Source organism: Arthrobacter sp. efr-133-R2A-63, assembly GCF_030209795.1.
Taxonomy (GTDB): Bacteria; Actinomycetota; Actinomycetes; order Actinomycetales; family Micrococcaceae; genus Arthrobacter; species Arthrobacter bambusae_A.
Genome location: NZ_JARVRG010000017.1, coordinates 15,394 through 32,305, shown reverse-complemented (window position 1 = coordinate 32,305; position 16,912 = coordinate 15,394). Strand labels below are relative to the sequence as shown.

The window sequence follows — 16,912 nt, the reverse complement described above, 5'->3', positions numbered from 1 at the left end:
GTCGTATCCGAATGCCGTTTGAGAGCTATGCCATCACGGGAATTGCCCTTCAGGAGCCCTCCAGGGCCTCCAGCACGGCCGAAAGGGCCACCAAGGCATCGTTGACCTCATCCAGCGTGCGACCGGCTTGCAGCGCTTCTCGCTCGACCGCCAGGACCACTTCGCAGCCATATCCGAAATCTTCGGTCATGACTTCGAGCAAAGAGCGGGCATCCACCGCTTGCTGGCCGGGCTTGCGGATCGTCACCGGCAGGCCAGTGGCCGTCACGGCCCGCACGAACAGAGCGGCAGCCCGTGCATGGAGGCCGATTTTTGCGGCGATGATGGCTTTGTGCTCGGGCAAACCGGCTCCTTTGACTCGTACGGCCAGATGCCGACTGCGATTTTGATCCCTACAAGCCTAGCGCCCAAGCCTAGCGCCGCCGCACCGTGTGTTGCGGACGGCTGGTCTAGACCTGCGAGTGGATTGGCCTACGCTTGTTTCATGAGTGATTTCTTTGCCGGGGTCCGCCGTGCCTGCTGAAGCAGCACGTATCGCGGGGGAGATCGACCGCAAGAGCGGCACTCCTATCTACGTTCAACTGCGCGAGATCCTGCGTAGCTACATCTCGGAGTCCTGCAAGCCCGGCGCGGCGTTGCCGTCGGAACGGGACCTCTCTGAACGCTTCGGACTCGCGAGGATGACGGTACGGCAGGCCCTTGATGCCCTCGTCGGCGAGGAAGTCATCGAACGGGTGGTTGGACTGGGAACTTTCGTCCGCAAACCCAAGCTGGACCTGCAAGTGAAGCTCACCTCGTACAGCGAGGAAATGCAGCGCCGTGGCATGGTTCCGGCTGCCAAGGTCCTGAGCTTTGAGCAAATCGCTGCCAGCGCCTTCCTGGCGAGGGAACTCCAGTTGGAGGAAGGCACGCCGCTGGTCCGTTTCCGGAGGCTCCTCCTCGCGGACAACGAACCCATGAGCGTGGACGAGAACTTCATCCCTGCCCACCGCGTGCCAGGTCTTTTGGACGAGGCGCCTCCCACGTCCCTGTACAACGTACTGAGTGAAAAGTACGGACTGGTGATGGAGTGGGGAGAGGACATGATCGAAGCAACCGCAGCTTCGCCATCCACAGCGCGGCTACTGAACGTGGATGTCGGTACTCCGCTGCTCAAGATCCAGCGCCACGCATTCGTGGCCCGTGCCATGGTGGACTACTCCGTCTCGTACTACCGTGCTGACCGCTACAAGTTGTGGGTTCCGTTGCAGCGGCCGGGCGTCCGGTCCACGAGAAGCCAATCGACGGGCTACCGCACCCACTAGCTCGAAGCCAGGGGCACACCGCCCGGATGCAGCACAACGAGTGAGGGCCCCGTCCATGCGGACGGGGCCCTCACTCGTTGCTATCTGCGGGAGCTAGTGGCTAAGGCTCTTGTGCTCTTCGCTGGATTCGATGGCCTCATGGTGGCCGTGTCCGTGCGCTGCTTCGAGCTCGGCCGGCGTTGCCGGGGCAACACGGTCTTCGAAGAACCACTTGGACAGTGCCGCGCGGCGCTTCTCCTTCGGAGTGACGACGCCGTGCTCGTTCGGCTGGGCCGCCAACGGGGACGGCGACTCGAAGCCCACAAGCTTGTATTGCTTGTAGTCGTCCAGCGGGGCGTGCACCTCGATGAACTCACCGTGCGGCAGGCGCACGATGCGGCCCGTTTCGCGGCCGTGCAAGGCAATTTCACGGTCCTTGCGCTGCAGTGCGAGGGCCACGCGCTTTGTCACCATGAACGCAATGATCGGGCCAATGAAGAACAGCGTGCGCAACCAGTACGTGACATCGTTCAGTGCGACGTGGAAGTGCGTTGCGATGAGGTCGGAGCCGGCCGCTGCCCACATGACGCAGTACCAGGTAAAGCCTGCAACACCAATCGCGGTGCGGGTAGGCGCGTTGCGAGGACGGTCCAGGACGTGGTGCTCACGGTTGTCCTTGGTGATCCAGCGCTCAATCCACGGGTACGTGAAAAGCACCGTGAAAATGATGCCTGCCGGAACCAATGCGGGCAACAGCACATTCAGCGTCAGCACATGGCCGAAGATGATGTATTCGAAGTGGAAGTCGTTGACCACGCCGGGCATGAGTCGCAGGGCACCGTCGACGAAGCCGATGTACCAGTCAGGCTGGGTACCGGCAGACACGGGGGAGGGGTCGTACGGCCCGTAGTTCCAGATCGGGTTGATGGTGAACATCGCAGCCATGAGGGCGACGACACCGAACACGATGAAGAAGAAGCCACCTGCCTTGGCCGCATAAACCGGTCCCAGGGGGTAGCCGACGACGTTGCCGTCGTTGCGGCCCGGGCCAGGGTACTGCGTGTGCTTGTGCACAACCACCATGAAGAGGTGGATGACGATCATCAGGAGAATCATCGCCGGCACCAGCAGGATATGCAGCACGTACAGGCGGCCGATGATCGCCGTACCGGGGAATTCACCCCCGAAGAGGAAGAACGATATATACGTGCCGATCACCGGGATCGACTTGATGACACCGTCGATGATTCGCAGGCCGTTACCGGACAGCAGGTCATCGGGGAGCGAGTATCCCGTGAAGCCTTCAGCCATGGCGAGGATGAGCAGGACGCCGCCCACCACCCAGTTCATTTCACGGGGCTTGCGGAAAGCGCCCGTGAAGAAGACACGCAGCATGTGCACACCAAGGGACGCCACGAACAGCAGGGCCGCCCAGTGGTGGACCTGGCGGAAGAACAAGCCACCGCGGACGTCGAACGAGATGTTCAGCGACGAGTTGTACGCGACGGACATTTCGACATTTGTCAGCGGGGTGTAAGAACCCGAATAGTGGGTCTCAGCCATCGACGGGTCGAAGAAGAACGTCAGGAACGTACCCGACATCAGGAGGATGACGAAGGAATACAGCGCCACCTCACCGAACATGAAGGACCAGTGGTCGGGGAAGACCTTCCGGCCGAATTCACGCAGGATTCCGGATCCGCCGACACGCTCGTCAACGAAGTCCGTGATCCGGCCAACCTTGGTTTTAGGTACGAAGGGGACTTCAGCTGTTGATGAGGCGCTCATGCTCGTCACGCTCCCAGTAACTCGGTCCTACAGGTTCTTTGAAATCGCTCGTGGCTACGAGGTAGCCCTCAGCGTCCACCGCGATGGGCAGCTGGGGGAGCGGACGGCTGGCGGGGCCGAAGATAACCTTGCATTCCTTGGTGAGGTCGAAGGTTGACTGGTGGCACGGGCACAGCAGGTGGTGCGTTTGCTGCTCATAAAGGGCAACGGGGCAACCGACGTGGGTGCAGATCTTGGAGTAGGCAACGATTCCGTTGTAGCTCCAGGTTTCGCGGCCCTTGGAAATCGTCAAGTCCTCCGGGTTCAGGCGCATCAGCAAAACGACGGCTTTGGCCTTCGCGTTGAGCTTGCCTTCCTGGAGTTCGTTGAGGCCTTCCGGGATCACGTGGAACGCAGAACCGATGGTCACGTCGGACGCTTTGATCGGAGTTCCATCGGGGTCGCGGGTGAGGCGCTTGAGCTTGCCGTCCTGGGGTGCCCACATGGTGTGTGCGAGCTTGTCGTCCGGACGGGGTCCAAGGTCACCGAATACGGCCAGGGCCGGGAGGGGAGCCAGGGCCACAGCACCCAAAAGGGTGTTGCGGATCAGCGGGCGACGCTTGATGCCGGTTTCCTCGACGATGTCCTCGACGATCCGCACGGCTGCCTGCCGGTCTTCCTCGGTACGGATGGCGTGGCGCTCTTCCGATACCTCGTGGTCCGGCATGAGGGCCTTGGCCCAGTGCACGATACCGGTGCCGATGCCGAGCATCGCAAATGCGGTGCCAAGGCCAAGCAACAGGTTTTGGTTGCGGATCGTTGCGATCGATCCATCGGTGTGCAGATCGATGGCAAAGTACGACACCAGGAAGATCACCGTGCCGATGACAGATATGCCGAAGAGTATGGCTACCTGTCGTTCGGCTCGCTTGGCGGCTCTCGGATCCGTGTCAGCCAGGCGCAAACGGTGCGGAGGGAGCCCAGGATCCTGGAACTTCTCCACATCATTCTGACCAGCCGTAGCTACGGTGCCCGAGTGGTTCGGACTGCCGTCACTATGGTTGCCCATAATTCGCCTCATCCTTCTCTCGTTGTCCCGGCCTTAACCGGGTTAATGTTCAATTCAAACTGCTGTGGGGACAGCAGAAGTTCTTAGTGCGTCCGGGTTATGACGTGCGGGACGTCAGCCAGATGGTGAAGGCGATGATGACGCCGAGGCCTGCGACCCAGACGAAGAGACCTTCGGAAACCGGACCCAGGGATCCGAGGTCGTTTCCGCCCGGCGACCCGTTGGCTTCGATCGTCTTCAGGAAGGTGATGATGTCGCGCTTGCCCTCAGGAGAGATGTTGGCGTCGTTGAAGACGGGCATGTTCTGCGGACCAGTGGCCATGGCTTCGTAGATGTGCTGTCCCGAAACCCCGGCCAACGCCGGAGCGAACTTTCCACGGGTCAAGGCACCGCCGGCTGCGGCAGCGTTGTGGCACATCGCGCAGTTGACGCGGAAGAGCTCGCCACCCTTCGCGGCGTCACCCTTTTCGTCGAGCAGCGATGCGTCGGGAATTGCCGGACCAGCACCCAGCGAGGCGACGTAAGCCGCGAGCTGCTGAGTCTGCTGGTCGTTGAACTGCCTTGGCTTTTCTTGGGCCTGGGGTCCGTTCATCTGCATGGGCATACGGCCGGTGCCAACCTGGAAGTCAACTGCAGCAGCACCCACGCCGACCAGCGACGGAGCGTCCTTCGTTCCGCTTGCGCCCATGCCGTGGCAGGTGGCGCAGTTTGCGGCGAAGAGCTTGCCGCCCTCCTGGGCGTCGCTGGCGCTGAAGGTAGTGGTGTCTGCCTTCGCCTGGTTGACCGTTGTGGCAACGGCGTAAAGCCCACCAGTGACGAGGAGTCCCAACAACAGCAGCGCAATTGCTGCCAGTGGATGACGTCGCTTCTGCGAGAGTGCCTTCACGTGGTGGTTCCTTTATTCGATCCTGCGTCGGCTCCGTGAGCCGCTTCTTTAAAATTCATCCTCTTGTGGAACAAGAGTCGGTGCCGGGCTACTTCAGGACGTAGATGACCAGGAAGAGGCCGATCCACACAACATCCACGAAGTGCCAATAGTACGAGGTGACGATTGCCGAGGTCGCTTCAAAGTGTCCGAACTTCTTGGCGGCGTATGCGCGGCCAATGATGAACAGGAAGGCGATGAGGCCGCCGATGACGTGCAGGCCGTGGAAGCCGGTAGTCATGTAGAAAGCGGAACCGTAGGCGTTGGCGGAGAGCGTAACGTGCTCGGACACAAGCATGGCGTATTCCGTGCTCTGGCCGGCAACGAAGATGGCGCCCATGATGAACGTCAGGAGGAACCATTCGTTCATGCCCCAGCGGGTGAACTGCAGCACACCGCCTCGACGGCGCGGTTCAAGTCGCTCGGCGGCGAAGACGCCCATCTGGCAAGTGAAGGAACTTGACACAAGGACGATCGTGTTTACAAGCGCAAACGGGAAGTTGAGCTTGCCGGTTTCGTCCGCCCACAACGCGCCTGACGTGGAACGCAGCGTGAAGTACATGGCGAAGAGACCGGCGAAGAACATCAACTCACTGGAAAGCCACACAACGGTTCCAACGGAAACCAAATTGGGGCGATTCAGCGTCGGGTGCGCCGGGGTACTGGGGGCATGGGTCGCAGATGTCACAAGGACATTATGTCTGTAAAAGTCCGGACTTCCCAATGCGAACCGCCATTTGGGGAGACTTTTTCTACAAACACGCGAATTCGCGCGGAAAAGTTCCCGACCTCCTTCGCATTGGTCACGGAGCACGGTGGATCGCTAGCATCAAGTGGTGACTTCACAGGCATCTGCACAGCAGGCAAGCAACTCATGGCCCGGACTCATCTCTGCCTTGATCAACGGGCATGACCTCACGGTCGAGAACACGGCATGGGCCATGAACACGATCATGTCCGGGGAAGCAACCCCGTCCCAGATCGCCGGTTTCTTGGTTGCCCTGCGCGCCAAGGGCGAAACCGTGGAGGAAGTCACCGGACTGGTCGAGGCGATGCTGTCCAACGCCAAAGCCGTGAGCATCCCGGGCGAAAAGCTGGACATTGTGGGCACGGGCGGCGATCGACTCAACACGGTCAACATCTCGACGATGGCTGCCCTTGTGGCGGCCGGCGCTGGAGCGCGGGTCGTAAAGCACGGGAACCGCGCCGCGTCGTCGTCGTCGGGCTCCGCCGATGTCCTGGAAGCCTTGGGCGTGAGGCTTGACTTGCCGATCGAGCGCGTCGCCCGCAACGCCGAAGAGGCAGGGATCACTTTTTGCTTCGCCCAGGTATTCCACCCGTCCTTCCGGCATACCGGTGTTGTACGGGCTGAACTTGGTGTTCCCACCGCCTTCAATTTCCTGGGTCCGATGACCAACCCTGCCCATGTCCAGGCTTCAGCCGTGGGCGTTGCCAACGCCACCATGGCTCCGCTGATCGCCGGCGTCTTGGCACGCCGGGGGAGCCGGGGTTTGGTTTTCCGCGGGGAAGACGGCCTCGATGAACTCACCACCACAGGTCCGTCCACGGTGTGGGAAATCCGGAACGGGCAGGTCACCGAACAGCGGTTCTCGCCGTCAGATCTCGGGATTGCTCCGGCGACCGTGGCCGATCTTCGAGGCGGCAACGCCGCGGCGAATGCCGCCGTCGTGCGCGAAGTGCTTGGCGGGAAGGCGGGTCCGGTCCGGGATGCCGTCTTGCTCAACGCCGCCGCGGGCTTGGTGGCTTACGAGACTGCTGCCGACGGCCCTTTCCTGGACCGAATGAAATCGGCCTGGCTGCGTGCTGCGGAGTCCGTCGACTCGGGAGCAGCTGCCCGGGTCCTCGACACGTGGGTTGGACTCACCCAAAGGTAGGCGTCGGGGCGCCGGCGGTTACTGCTCGAAGCCCAGCGAGAACGCGGCGTCCAGATCGTGCTGCGAGTAGGCGCGGAAGGCGATGTGCGTGGTGGTGTGAACCACCGCGGGGACCTTGGAGAGCTTGTCGGCGATGACATCCGCCAATTCCTCATGCTTCGCCACGCGCGCCACGGCAATAAGGTCCCATTCCCCGGTGACGGAGTAGACCTCGCTGATCCCCTGGATGGCGGAGATCTCTTCGGCCGTCTCCGGGATACGTGAAGCGTCGGTCTTGATCAGGACAAAAGCGGTGATCACTGGGGGCGGCCTTTCCGAAGTGCGGCGATGGACGTAGCAAGCCTAGTACATCGGCGGGCGCTCAGGACTGGCGGCTCCGCCGACGGACCCGCACTACCAGGGCGATCACAGCGCGGTAGCCGAGCAGCAGGATCCCCAAGCTGATGAGGGCGACAATAATGAAGGCGATCACCACGGTCTGCCCGGTGGCCGCACGCAGGAGCATGCCACCGGCCACGGTTCCAATCCACACGGCGACGCCGGCCGGCCAGGTCTGGAACGGTGCCCGCCAGACCCTCGCGGCGAGCCAGCCGATCGCCGCACCGGCAAGGAAGGGCCAGGCCGTGGAAAAGACCCCTGTCAGGACGTCGGCGCGTTGGTGCGCGTCGCGGCCGATGGCCGCGAAAACAAGAATGAGAATGGCGTCGGCCAGTCCGGCGATGAGGGCAGTGCGGACCAGGGTCGATTTTGCAGCAGGCATGGAAACGACCTTATCGCGCAGCTAAGCCGAACTCGAACTGAAGGCCCTCCGCATGCCGGCAGGCTCTTGAACCAAGATTGAGTACCGCGGAAGATGTGGCAACCGCACGTGAATCGACCCGCAATTCCCGGAGGTACACCATGAGGTTGATCCACGTTGTCCGGCGCGCCAGCGACCTCGGCCGGGCATCGGCGTTTTACTTGGCGTACCCGATCTCCGGCCCGTTGTTGAAGAACTCCGCGCCTCCGGGACAAGGAGCGTACGGGAACCGGGTCAGCCGCCGTCGGGCGCGGTAATTTTGGGCTGTGGATGGGCGCAGCCGGCGCTGTTAGCATGACGAAAAGGTAGCTGATCGTGCTGCCCTGAACACTGAGGAGCCATGTAATGACCACGAACCTCAACCCGTACATCAGCTTTCGGGACAACGCCAAGGAGGCCATGGCCTTCTACCAGTCGGTCTTCGGGGGCGAGCTGACCCAAAGCACCTTCGCCGAGTTCCACGCGAGCGAAGACCCCGCCGAGGGCGACAAGATCATGCACTCCGCGCTCAAAACAGATAACGGACTGCAGCTCATGGCCGCAGACACCCCCAACAGCATGGATTACAGTCCGGGAAACAACATCTCGGTGTCGCTCAGCGGTGACGACGAAGCAGAACTTCGCGGCTATTGGAACGGACTGGCCGACGGCGGCACGATCACCGTTCCACTGGAGAAGGCGCCGTGGGGCGACATCTTCGGGATGTTGACGGATAAGTTCGGCATTGCCTGGCTGGTCAACGTTTCGGGCGAGCAGCCTCAGTAGCAAGAAAACAGAAAGCGCCCTCCGCCACGCATTGCGAGGCGGAGGGCGCTCTGTCTTCCGGCTATCCGACCGGGTTGGTTGTCTGGCAGGTCTGGTCTTGAGCGGTCTGGGCAACCACATCGTTGGGCTTGGGGGCCGGAAGTGTCGGCTTGTCCCCGGTGGCGAAGTCCTGCCCGGCGTAGAGCTGCACTCCCTGGACACTCGCTACCTGCTGCACGCTCGTCGCGGGCAACCCGAACATCGCGGCGACGTCCGCAGCAACATCGGCAAAGCCCGCACCGTAGTAGACCATTGTCTGTGGCCTGGCATCGGCTTGGATCTTGGCCAGTTTCGTGAAGCCTCCGGCGGAGAGAATCGATCCGATCTCCTGGCTCCTGCCGGTCACGCCTGTTCCATTGGCGACGGTGATCGGTTGAAGGGCCTTGTCGTAACCGGCTTTCGACGTTGCAGTGGATGGAGCCGGGGACGCCGCTGCGCTTGGTGCGGGCTGGCTGAGATCGGGGCTCTTCGTCAGGGCAGCGAAGAAGTTGCTCGCCGCCGGTTGGTCAAGGTCGAGCCGGTTGGGATCGGACGCGGCCGGCACGTTGGGCACCGTGATGAAGTTGACCTTGGCCGGGTCAATATTCTTGAGCCTGCCCGCGATGGTCAACAGGGCCGGAACCGAGGCGAGTCCGTCATCGACGGTGAGGTTCTTCGTGACTGTGTCGGCGATGCTCAGCATCTTCTGGGGGTTGCCGAGCGTTCCGTCAGCCTTGAGCTTCCGCACGAGGGAACCGAGGAACGATTGCTGCGCCTTGATCCGTCCGAGGTCCCCGCCGTCGGAAAATGCGTGGCGCGTGCGCAGGAACGCAAGTGCCTGGTCACCTTCCACCTGCGAAGTGCCCTTAGGCAAATGCAGCCCGGAGTCGGGGTCGTTGACTGCGGTACTCACACAGACGTCGACGCCGCCGACGGCCTTGGACAGTTCGGTCACTGCATTGAAGTCGGCCATCATGAAGTGGTCAACCTCCAAACCCGTGAGCTTGTTGACGGTGTCAACAGCGCAGCCGATGCCGGCTTCGGCCATCGCGCTGTTGATCATCGCATTTTGCCGTTCGGGGTATTGCTTGCCGGTCTTGCTGTCAGTGCAAGCCGGCACGTCGACCAACAAGTCGCGGGGGAAGCTGATCACGTTGACATGGTTGTTGTCCGCGGAAATGTCCAGCAGCATCATGACGTCCGATTGGCCGTAGCCGGAGGACTGGTCTGTGGTGCCGAACTGCCCGTTCTTGCCGCTCCTGGTATCGGTACCCAGAACGAGGATTTGCAGGCGGTCCTTGCTGTCGTCAACCGGCCCTTCCGTCCTGATGCCACCGGCGCCGAGTGCGGACGATGAGATATTGGCCTGAAGGCGCCATACCCAATACCCTCCAAACGCGATGACTGCGATCAGCAGGACAGCCACTGCGGCGCTGGTGATTTTGAACCAGCGGGGCGAACGACGAAAGCTGAACCGCCGGCTGCGGGCAGCCAGCTTTCCCTGGCCCGGGTAGGCGACAGGGGGCGACTGGCCCGGCTCCGGGCTGGGTGCATCGTGGCGAGTGACCAAAAGGGGAACTACCTCTCCAGGGGAAATACGGACGGCCCTATTGTAGCTGGGGGCTCTGGGAAGGTTCCGTGAGGCCCGCGGTACACGGTCCAAATGCCGCGCGATGATTCAATGGGAACATGACTCTGAGTTCACTAGCGGCGTTCACCGGGTTGTGCGTGATCCTGGCCCTTACTCCAGGCCCTGACTCGTTCCTCGTCCTGAGGTACAGCCTGTCGAACGTCAAAGCCGGCCTCTCGGCCGGTCTCGGTTCCTCGTTGGGCAGCATCTTCTGGGCAGGGCTTGTCGGCATTGGACTGGCGGCCCTACTGGAGCAGTCGGCCGAGGCGTACAGGATGGTGAAGATCATCGGCGGCCTCTACTTGGTTTACCTGGGGGTCAGCGCCTTTATCCACAGCCGGCGCGGGCAACCAGCCCACCAGGAAGAGAACCCCACTTGGGCGGGCCCCACGCTGCGCTCGAGCTTCTTCGCAGGTCTTGTTTCGTGCATGCTGAACCCCAAGGTGGGCCTGTTTTTCCTCGCCGTGGTGCCCCAGTTCCTTCCTCCCGGGGAGGCGTCCCTTGGACTGACGATGCTCCTCGGAGTGATCGACTTCGCTATTTCGATGCTTTACCTGGGAATCCTGTCTGTGGTGGCCACCCAGGCCGTTCTCTGGTTGAAGAAGCCATCTGTGACGAAAGCACTCGAACGGAGCTCCGCCGCGATCCTTACGGCCCTTGGCCTGGGGACCGCGGTTTCGGCGAACAGCTGAAAGGGAACAACGCACACCTGTGCATCATCCATTGCGGTCTGGCCGCGGCCAAGGCGGCCGGGGAGCAAGCTGACACCGCTGTCGCGGTGCGCCTGAAGGGCAAAGACCACGGAGAGGAATACGGCGGTCAACGCCAGGTTGAGCGGGAGGGTCACCACCCGCCGTCGGTGTCAATGCTCGGCGGCGACGGCCGGAACGCTGCGGTCAAACGCTGTCAGGAGCACCATCGATGCCCCGATGGCGACCAGGATCCAGGCCAAAATATGGAAACCTGCGTCGGTGGCCGACGGTCCGAAGGCGATGCCGATGACGCTGGAGGACCCGATCGCGCCCAGGTACATCGACGTCCGCAGCAATCCCGAGGCCACCGCGATCTCCGCGGCAGTCGTTTGCAGGTACAACGCCGCCTGATTGGCGAAACTGCTGAAGCCGTTGGTCAGGCCCAGCAGCAAGGTCATTCCGATGAGCAACGCAACGCTGGAGCCGTGGTTCACCAGCAGCATCACTCCTGCGGAGAGCGTCAGAGCGACACCGGCAAGGATCAAAGGCCAACGGACCCAGGCACGGCCGGAGACGACCCGCGCTACGACGATGCTCAGCAGGCTCAGCGGGATCAGAATCAGCCCCACGGTCGCGGCGTGCAGCCCCATGCTTTGTTCCATCCACTGGCTGGCGCCATACATCGATGTGTATGTAGCCAACGCGGCCAGGATCGAACGCAGGTACGTACGCTGCAACGGTCGGTTCGCGCCCAGCATCCGGACGTCGATCAGCGGGCTGCGTGCCTGGCGTTCCCGCACCAGCAGCGCTCCCGCCAGCACCACGGCCAGCGCGGCAAGCCACCAGGCCGGCGTCGTGAGCGCCGAGAGGAACACCAGCAGCGAGACGATTGCACCGGCGAAGAGGGCTATCCCGGGCAGGTCCAGCATGGTGAGCAGGCTGCCCAAGCCCTGTTTGCGGACCGGCGCGTCCTTGGCCACTCCGAGCAAAGTGAACGTGAATGCCAGGAGGGCCAGCGGTATGTTGACCGCGAACAGTGCCCGCCAGCCGAACGCGCCCGCCAGTACCCCGCCCAGGGGCAGGCCGACGACGGCGGTCACTTGGGCCGCGATCGAAAAGTTGCCCAGCACGCGGCCCGGTACGCCGATGCCGGACTCGTCGGCCCGCCGGCGGACGAGCGCCATCGCCGTCGGGTAGCACGCTGAGGTCCCGACGCCGATGAGCGCCCGTGAAATGAGCAGCACCCCGAGATTCGGGGCAAACACTCCGACAACTCCGGCCGCCAGAAGGATAGCGACGCCGGAGAGGAAGACCCGCCTGGGCCCAAAGACGACGGAGAGTTTCCCCATGGTCGGTTGGGCCACCGCGCTGCACAGATACAAGACGGATATGAGCCCGGCAGTGGCTCCCGGACTTGAGCGAAAGTCAGCCCCGATGCCGACCAGCGCGGTGGCGATCATCGAACTGTTGATCGGGTTCAGGGTGGAGCCAAGCAGCAGCGGTGCCGTGAACCTCCAGCCCAGCGGGTTCGAGTGCCGTTGCCCTTGTTCGGAAGCCGGAGCACCGGCCGGGTTCCGCGGCTGAGTCAGCGGCTTGTTGGCCACGTCAGCGGACGGACTCGATGCTGGGGCGGGGTCCCGCGCTGTCACGACCGGGAGGCTTTGAGCACGTCCAGGATTTCTTGGGTCGTTCCGGTCTCGCCCAGCCGGGGGAATATCGTCGTGACGGAGTTCTCGTGGGCGTTCATGTTCATATCGGTCATAGCGTCCAGGGCCAAGGTGACATTCAGGCCGGCTTCGTGGGCGCTCCGCGCGGTGGATTCCACGCCAATGCTTGTGGCAACACCGGTCAGCACAACGTGGGTGACACCGAGGTCCTCCAGGAGTGCGCCAAGGCCAGTGTTGGTGAAGGCGCCCCATGTCTTCTTCGTCACAAGGTGATCGCTTGGTTGCTGGTTCAGTTCAGGCAGGAGCTCGGCGAAATCGGCGGGGAACTCCCTTCCCGCGGTGCTGCCTTGATCTGTCCGGCCCGGCGCGCCGCCGGTGACATTTACCAGCACCACGGGCAGCCCGTGGCTGCGGAAGGCATCAGCCAGGGCTGCGGAATTCTGCACAATCGGCTCCAGCGGGTGGGCTTTCGGGGAGGCAACAATGCCCCGCTGAAGGTCAACAACGATCAGGGCTGTCTGTGGGTCCAACGTGGTGATGGTCATGTGTATCACGGCTCCAAAAGGCGTTTGAGTAGGTGAACGGCGCCGGGCAGTTGTTCGCGCTCGTCCGGCGTGAGTTTGGACAGGATGGTGCGGTAAAGCCAATCGGCTTTGGCCGCCCGGCTGGCGCTGATGCTCTCACGGGCCTCGGCTGTCAGGGACAGGATCCGCTGACGGCCGTCGGCCGGATCAGGTCCGCTCTCAACGAGTCCCAGGCTGGAAAGGGCGGAGATGATAGCCCCCATGGATTGGGGACGCATTCCCTCGGCTCGGGCCAGCGCGGACAACGTGGCCCGGCCGTCCCGCTCCAAGTGGATCAGCACGGCCTTTTGCGCATTCGTCAGGTTGTCCACTTGGGACTGCTCACGCAGCCGTCGGGTCAACTGGCCAATGAGGACACGAAGCTCGGCGGCAGCTTCGAGCGTTCCTGCCGCGTCCGCATCCGGGCTGGGGTTCATAACAACGACGCTACCAGATAGTAAGGCAAACTGAAAAGGTAACCTTACTATTTTTTTGGCCGGGCCTGGATTGCTTATGAGGGCTCGGCAATCTCCACGGCTTCGCCACTGACGACGATCCCGCCCTGGGACGGAATGTCGACGGTAAGGACGCTCGGGCGGCCGACGTGGCTGCCTTGATGGACAATGACCCGGCTTGGCGTCTCCACGAGCGAAAGCAGCCGGAGGTATGCGCCGAAAGCCGCGGCGGCTGAACCTGTCGCGGGATCCTCAGTGATGGTTCCTACTGGGAACAGGTTGCGCGAGTCGAACTCGCCGCGACCGATCTCGCAGAGCGTCGTGACGGTGCCGGCCCAACCCTTGGCATCCATCAGCGCGCGCATGGCATCCGGGTCGAAAACGAAGGAGTCGAAGGTGCTGCGTTCGGCGAAGACGAGAATGGGGTGCCAGTTTCCGGCAAAGGCGACCATCGGAGGGTAGCCCGGGTGCAATTCGCCTTGGCCCACGCCGAGCAATCCGAGGAGGGAGTCCAGAACGCCGTCGGCGAACTCGGCGATTCGCGGCTCCACGCTCGTGAAGCTTGCTGTCACAGCAGCACCGCGTAACGCCGTCCCGATCACCACTGGCCCAACCGCCGTATCGAACACAAAGGTTCCCGCACCGTCGCGTCCTGACAGCGCGACAGCCAAAGCGATGGTCGCGTGGCCGCAAAACGGTACTTCGGCGATGGGGGAGAAGTACCGCACACGGTTTCGGCGGGTGTCCCCGTCAACGGCGACCTCGGTGACAAAGACCGTTTCCGCGTAACCGATGCCAGAAGCGATGGCCTGCATCCCGGCGTCGTCGAGGCTCCTTGCGTCGAGGACGACTCCCGCCGGATTTCCGCCGTCGGGCGTGGCGGTAAAGGCGGCATAGCGGAGTACTTCCGGTGTCTGTTCCATCCGGTTATCGTCGCACGGAGTCGGCGTCATTCGACGGCGGTACCCGGACAAGGGCGTTGACACTCGGGACAATGAGGGCAAGTGGCGTGGGTCCGGAAGGGGTCCGCGACCGTTGTTCGACGGGGTGAAGTGAAACGACATGAGGTTGACGACGACGACAAACGTCACGGTGGACGGCGTGATGCAGGGCCCGGGGGGAGCCGACGAAGATCGCAGAGGCGGCTTTGACCGCGGGGGATGGGCGATCCTGCTTCTCGATTCAGAAACGGGGGACTACCTCAGCCAGGTTTATGGCGCTGCGTCCGCGTTCCTCTTCGGGCGGCGCACGTACGAGATCTTTGCCCCTTATTGGGGGGGCGATGATCGATCCGAGCACCAACCAGATCGCGGCCGCGTTGAACAGCCGGCCCAAGTACGTGGCGTCTTCCAGCCTCACCGACCCGCAATGGTCGGGCACCACGGTCCTGGCCGGCGACCTCGCCACAGCGATCGCTGAGCTGAAAGCGGATCACGACGGCGAGCTGCTGGTCCCGGGCAGCGGTGTTCTGGTCCGATGGCTACTCGCCAACAACCTGGTGGACCAGCTCGATTTGCTCACCTATCCCGCCAAACGTGCGCGGTTTGGAACCTGGTGGGGGAGGAGCCCGTGATGGACGGGGGGGCGCCCCCGCAGGGTATCCCGCCTGGAGGAATGCTAAAGCTGAAACGAGCGGCTGCTATTTGCTTTTGAAGCGGAGGGTGTCCCCTCCGCTCGTCCAGGTCAGAGTGTCTTGGACGAACGACATTTCGATGGGGCGACTCAGGAATTGCGTGACCCATTGCTCCTGCGCAGAAGACTCGCCGGCGCAGCCCATTGCCCCAGCTGCGAGTTTGCCGAGTGTGAGGGTGTTCCCTGTGATCGTCGCCGGTCCACTGATCGGATTGCAAGGGGTTTTCGCCGCGAATTGAAGCACCCCGTTGACGGAATACAGTTCCACTCTCAACCCGCCTGCCGCCACCCACGTCAGGTTGACGCCGTTGGATGTCCCCAAAATGCTGACGAATTGCGAACATGGCGCGGACGGCAGGAATGGCTTACATGTCGCCAGGGGAGGCGTGGAAACGTTCGGGGTTGGCGTTGCGACGTCAGTCCCTGATTTGCCCACCGGACCGGATGCACAAGAAGTCATTAGCAGGCCGGAAAATAGCAGCCAAAAACTGATTTGCCACAATCGTGAATGCTTCATCGAACCCCCTGAGGATTGAAGCTGATCGGAGCGTATACGTGGCCGGAGGGCTTTGTCACTGGATTTCGTTGGCAGCTTGGTTGCGACTGCGCGCTTGGGAGAAGCGGGGGTACCAACAACGGGTCCTAATCTGCAAATTCCGCAACCGAATCACTTCTACTGGTAACCGTGCATATTCGATCCTGAACTATTCTGCCCAGCTCCGGCTAAGCGCTGGTGGGTATCTGTCGATGCTCAAGACCTTCGGAACTAGTCGGCAGAGAGACTTTCGGGTTTTGCCCAACGTTCGCCATCCGGTAACGGGACGAGCTTCCTAACAGCGTCGTTCTTGCGCTTGCTCCCCAGTCCCGCCCTGAGTTCTTGAAGCCCTGGGTGGCCAGCCAATACTCCTACGTCCTCCGGCTGCAGATGTGCCATATCGACAACCCCGACCCGTCGGAGCGAACGGGCTGTCAGCAGAGGCGACAAATCGGTGAGACCCTTCATGGTCTCAAGCCAGACTGTCTCTAGGTGCGTGAGTCGCGAGAGATCGGGAAGTTGCGTGACCTGTTTCAGGGATTGAAGGAAGAGATAGCTGAGGTCTTCCAGCTGAGCTACGGGGGAGAGGTCGTGCAGGCCCCGTACCATCCAAAGCTCCAGATAGTCGAGTTTGCCGATGGTGGGTAGGAGTGCCAAATCGCGAGTGCCACCCAGTTTGAGGTCGAGCGCCCGGAGTTGCCTAAGAGGCTGCAAAATGGATAAATCTGCCAGCGTAATGGACCGGAGGGTGACGCTTCGTAGGCTCCTTAGCTCGGAGATCGTTTCGATGTCTTTTGTCTGTCCCTCCAGATAGAGGCGGCGGAGGCTAGTGAAGCGACCCAAGGGTTTGAGCGACAGCTTCTTTTTCGTCTGCCCGAGTCCAATCATCGAGGCCGATTCGGGAAGGTAGCCCAGACCATCTATTGACTCAAGTGAGTGGTAGAGCGTGTCTGCGGAGAACTTGTGGAGCGCGGGAAAAAATCGAAGAAAATCCAGGTCACGGATGGAGCCATCGTAGGAGGCGTACGCTCGTAGGGTGACTGAGGGATACTGCGCGATCCATTCGGAAAGCCGCCTATAGTCGCTCTCCGTTAGCGCCTTGCCGAACTGTACTGTATGACAACGCGGGTCGAGCGGTCGCAGCATGTGGGCTGTGATTGGGGACTCGATGACACGAAAGAACGGATAGTCGCCGCCAAGGACGTTTTCAGTCACCC

The 16,912-nt window shown here is 62.2% G+C and carries 19 protein-coding genes; 5 read left to right on the top strand and 14 right to left on the bottom strand.

Features of this window, described 5'->3' with window-relative positions:
• Positions 1-49: 49 nt before the first annotated feature.
• Complete coding sequence (locus QRN45_RS08270; RefSeq protein ID WP_241710218.1) at positions 50-343, bottom strand: HPr family phosphocarrier protein; 294 nt, start codon at positions 341-343, stop codon at positions 50-52.
• 169 nt (positions 344-512) lie between these two features.
• Between QRN45_RS08270 and QRN45_RS08265 the strand changes: the two genes are divergently transcribed.
• Entirely contained in the window at positions 513-1,304 is a 792-nt protein-coding gene (locus tag QRN45_RS08265; RefSeq protein WP_284762940.1) for a GntR family transcriptional regulator, read from the top strand.
• A gap of 93 nt (positions 1,305-1,397) precedes the next feature.
• Here the strand turns inward: QRN45_RS08265 and qcrB are convergent, their stop codons facing one another.
• The 4 genes from qcrB to ctaE form a co-directional block, all read right to left on the bottom strand.
• On the bottom strand, positions 1,398-3,071 hold the full coding sequence (gene qcrB, locus QRN45_RS08260; protein ID WP_078108936.1) for a cytochrome bc1 complex cytochrome b subunit: 1,674 nt from the start codon (positions 3,069-3,071) through the stop codon (positions 1,398-1,400).
• A complete protein-coding gene (qcrA, locus tag QRN45_RS08255) occupies positions 3,049-4,119 on the bottom strand; it encodes a cytochrome bc1 complex Rieske iron-sulfur subunit (RefSeq protein WP_241710217.1) in 1,071 nt (356 codons plus the stop codon). Before qcrA ends, qcrB begins: the two co-directional genes overlap by 23 nt.
• 97 nt (positions 4,120-4,216) lie before the next feature.
• Positions 4,217-5,005, bottom strand: coding sequence for a cytochrome bc1 complex diheme cytochrome c subunit (gene qcrC, locus QRN45_RS08250; RefSeq protein ID WP_078108934.1), 789 nt, complete (start codon positions 5,003-5,005; stop codon positions 4,217-4,219).
• An 88-nt stretch (positions 5,006-5,093) separates the two neighbouring features.
• Positions 5,094-5,732 carry an aa3-type cytochrome oxidase subunit III gene (gene ctaE / locus QRN45_RS08245; RefSeq protein WP_078108933.1) on the bottom strand — a complete coding sequence of 213 codons (639 nt, stop codon included), beginning with the start codon at positions 5,730-5,732 and terminating at the stop codon, positions 5,094-5,096.
• A gap of 148 nt (positions 5,733-5,880) precedes the next feature.
• Between ctaE and trpD the strand changes: the two genes are divergently transcribed.
• Positions 5,881-6,939, top strand: coding sequence for an anthranilate phosphoribosyltransferase (gene trpD, locus QRN45_RS08240; protein WP_241710216.1), 1,059 nt, complete (start codon positions 5,881-5,883; stop codon positions 6,937-6,939).
• 18 nt (positions 6,940-6,957) lie between these two features.
• On the opposite strand, the gene QRN45_RS08235 is transcribed toward trpD, so the two are convergent.
• Positions 6,958-7,239 (bottom strand): Lrp/AsnC family transcriptional regulator, encoded by a 282-nt coding sequence (locus tag QRN45_RS08235; protein ID WP_078108932.1) that lies wholly within the window; start codon positions 7,237-7,239, stop codon positions 6,958-6,960.
• Positions 7,240-7,300: 61 nt separating this feature from the next.
• Positions 7,301-7,699 (bottom strand): DUF3054 domain-containing protein, encoded by a 399-nt coding sequence (locus QRN45_RS08230; RefSeq protein WP_241710215.1) that lies wholly within the window; start codon positions 7,697-7,699, stop codon positions 7,301-7,303.
• A gap of 384 nt (positions 7,700-8,083) precedes the next feature.
• Between QRN45_RS08230 and QRN45_RS08225 the strand changes: the two genes are divergently transcribed.
• Positions 8,084-8,503: a VOC family protein gene (locus tag QRN45_RS08225; protein WP_078108931.1), complete on the top strand. Its 420-nt coding sequence runs from the start codon at positions 8,084-8,086 to the stop codon at positions 8,501-8,503.
• 61 nt (positions 8,504-8,564) lie between these two features.
• On the opposite strand, the gene QRN45_RS08220 is transcribed toward QRN45_RS08225, so the two are convergent.
• Positions 8,565-10,091 carry an LCP family protein gene (locus QRN45_RS08220; protein ID WP_284762938.1) on the bottom strand — a complete coding sequence of 509 codons (1,527 nt, stop codon included), beginning with the start codon at positions 10,089-10,091 and terminating at the stop codon, positions 8,565-8,567.
• A gap of 119 nt (positions 10,092-10,210) precedes the next feature.
• On the opposite strand from QRN45_RS08220, the gene QRN45_RS08215 reads away from it, so the two are divergent.
• Complete coding sequence (locus QRN45_RS08215; protein WP_241710213.1) at positions 10,211-10,843, top strand: LysE family translocator; 633 nt, start codon at positions 10,211-10,213, stop codon at positions 10,841-10,843.
• A 170-nt stretch (positions 10,844-11,013) separates the two neighbouring features.
• Here QRN45_RS08215 and QRN45_RS08210 read toward each other — a convergent pair whose 3' ends face one another.
• The 4 genes from QRN45_RS08210 to QRN45_RS08195 form a co-directional block, all read right to left on the bottom strand.
• Positions 11,014-12,492: an MFS transporter gene (locus QRN45_RS08210; RefSeq protein WP_241710212.1), complete on the bottom strand. Its 1,479-nt coding sequence runs from the start codon at positions 12,490-12,492 to the stop codon at positions 11,014-11,016.
• Entirely contained in the window at positions 12,489-13,055 is a 567-nt protein-coding gene (locus QRN45_RS08205; protein WP_241710211.1) for a cysteine hydrolase family protein, read from the bottom strand. The genes QRN45_RS08210 and QRN45_RS08205 overlap by 4 nt, the downstream gene beginning before the upstream one ends.
• Positions 13,056-13,060: 5 nt before the next feature.
• Positions 13,061-13,510, bottom strand: coding sequence for a MarR family winged helix-turn-helix transcriptional regulator (locus QRN45_RS08200; RefSeq protein WP_241710210.1), 450 nt, complete (start codon positions 13,508-13,510; stop codon positions 13,061-13,063).
• A gap of 74 nt (positions 13,511-13,584) precedes the next feature.
• Entirely contained in the window at positions 13,585-14,451 is an 867-nt protein-coding gene (locus QRN45_RS08195; protein ID WP_241710209.1) for a PhzF family phenazine biosynthesis protein, read from the bottom strand.
• A 359-nt stretch (positions 14,452-14,810) separates the two neighbouring features.
• On the opposite strand from QRN45_RS08195, the gene QRN45_RS08190 reads away from it, so the two are divergent.
• Positions 14,811-15,101, top strand: coding sequence for a dihydrofolate reductase family protein (locus QRN45_RS08190; RefSeq protein ID WP_284762934.1), 291 nt, complete (start codon positions 14,811-14,813; stop codon positions 15,099-15,101).
• Positions 15,102-15,167: 66 nt separating this feature from the next.
• Here QRN45_RS08190 and QRN45_RS08185 read toward each other — a convergent pair whose 3' ends face one another.
• Positions 15,168-15,620, bottom strand: a complete 453-nt coding sequence (locus QRN45_RS08185; protein WP_284763131.1) for an META domain-containing protein — start codon at positions 15,618-15,620, stop codon at positions 15,168-15,170.
• 306 nt (positions 15,621-15,926) lie between these two features.
• A complete protein-coding gene (locus QRN45_RS08180) occupies positions 15,927-16,910 on the bottom strand; it encodes a leucine-rich repeat domain-containing protein (RefSeq protein WP_284762933.1) in 984 nt (327 codons plus the stop codon).
• Between the last annotated feature and the right edge of the window lie 2 nt (positions 16,911-16,912).

Bases quoted from the DNA above. Each gene is read 5' to 3' on its own strand.
- qcrB (WP_078108936.1), bottom strand. From the start codon at position 3,071: ATGAGCGCCTCATCAACAGCTGAAGTCCCCTTCGTACCTAAAACCAAG.
- qcrA (WP_241710217.1), bottom strand. From the start codon at position 4,119: ATGGGCAACCATAGTGACGGCAGTCCGAACCACTCGGGCACCGTAGCT.
- QRN45_RS08230 (WP_241710215.1), bottom strand. From the start codon at position 7,699: ATGCCTGCTGCAAAATCGACCCTGGTCCGCACTGCCCTCATCGCCGGA.
- QRN45_RS08225 (WP_078108931.1), top strand. From the start codon at position 8,084: ATGACCACGAACCTCAACCCGTACATCAGCTTTCGGGACAACGCCAAG.
- QRN45_RS08215 (WP_241710213.1), top strand. From the start codon at position 10,211: ATGACTCTGAGTTCACTAGCGGCGTTCACCGGGTTGTGCGTGATCCTG.
- QRN45_RS08205 (WP_241710211.1), bottom strand. From the start codon at position 13,055: ATGACCATCACCACGTTGGACCCACAGACAGCCCTGATCGTTGTTGAC.
- QRN45_RS08200 (WP_241710210.1), bottom strand. From the start codon at position 13,510: ATGAACCCCAGCCCGGATGCGGACGCGGCAGGAACGCTCGAAGCTGCC.
- QRN45_RS08195 (WP_241710209.1), bottom strand. From the start codon at position 14,451: ATGGAACAGACACCGGAAGTACTCCGCTATGCCGCCTTTACCGCCACG.
- QRN45_RS08190 (WP_284762934.1), top strand. From the start codon at position 14,811: ATGATCGATCCGAGCACCAACCAGATCGCGGCCGCGTTGAACAGCCGG.
- QRN45_RS08185 (WP_284763131.1), bottom strand. From the start codon at position 15,620: ATGACTTCTTGTGCATCCGGTCCGGTGGGCAAATCAGGGACTGACGTC.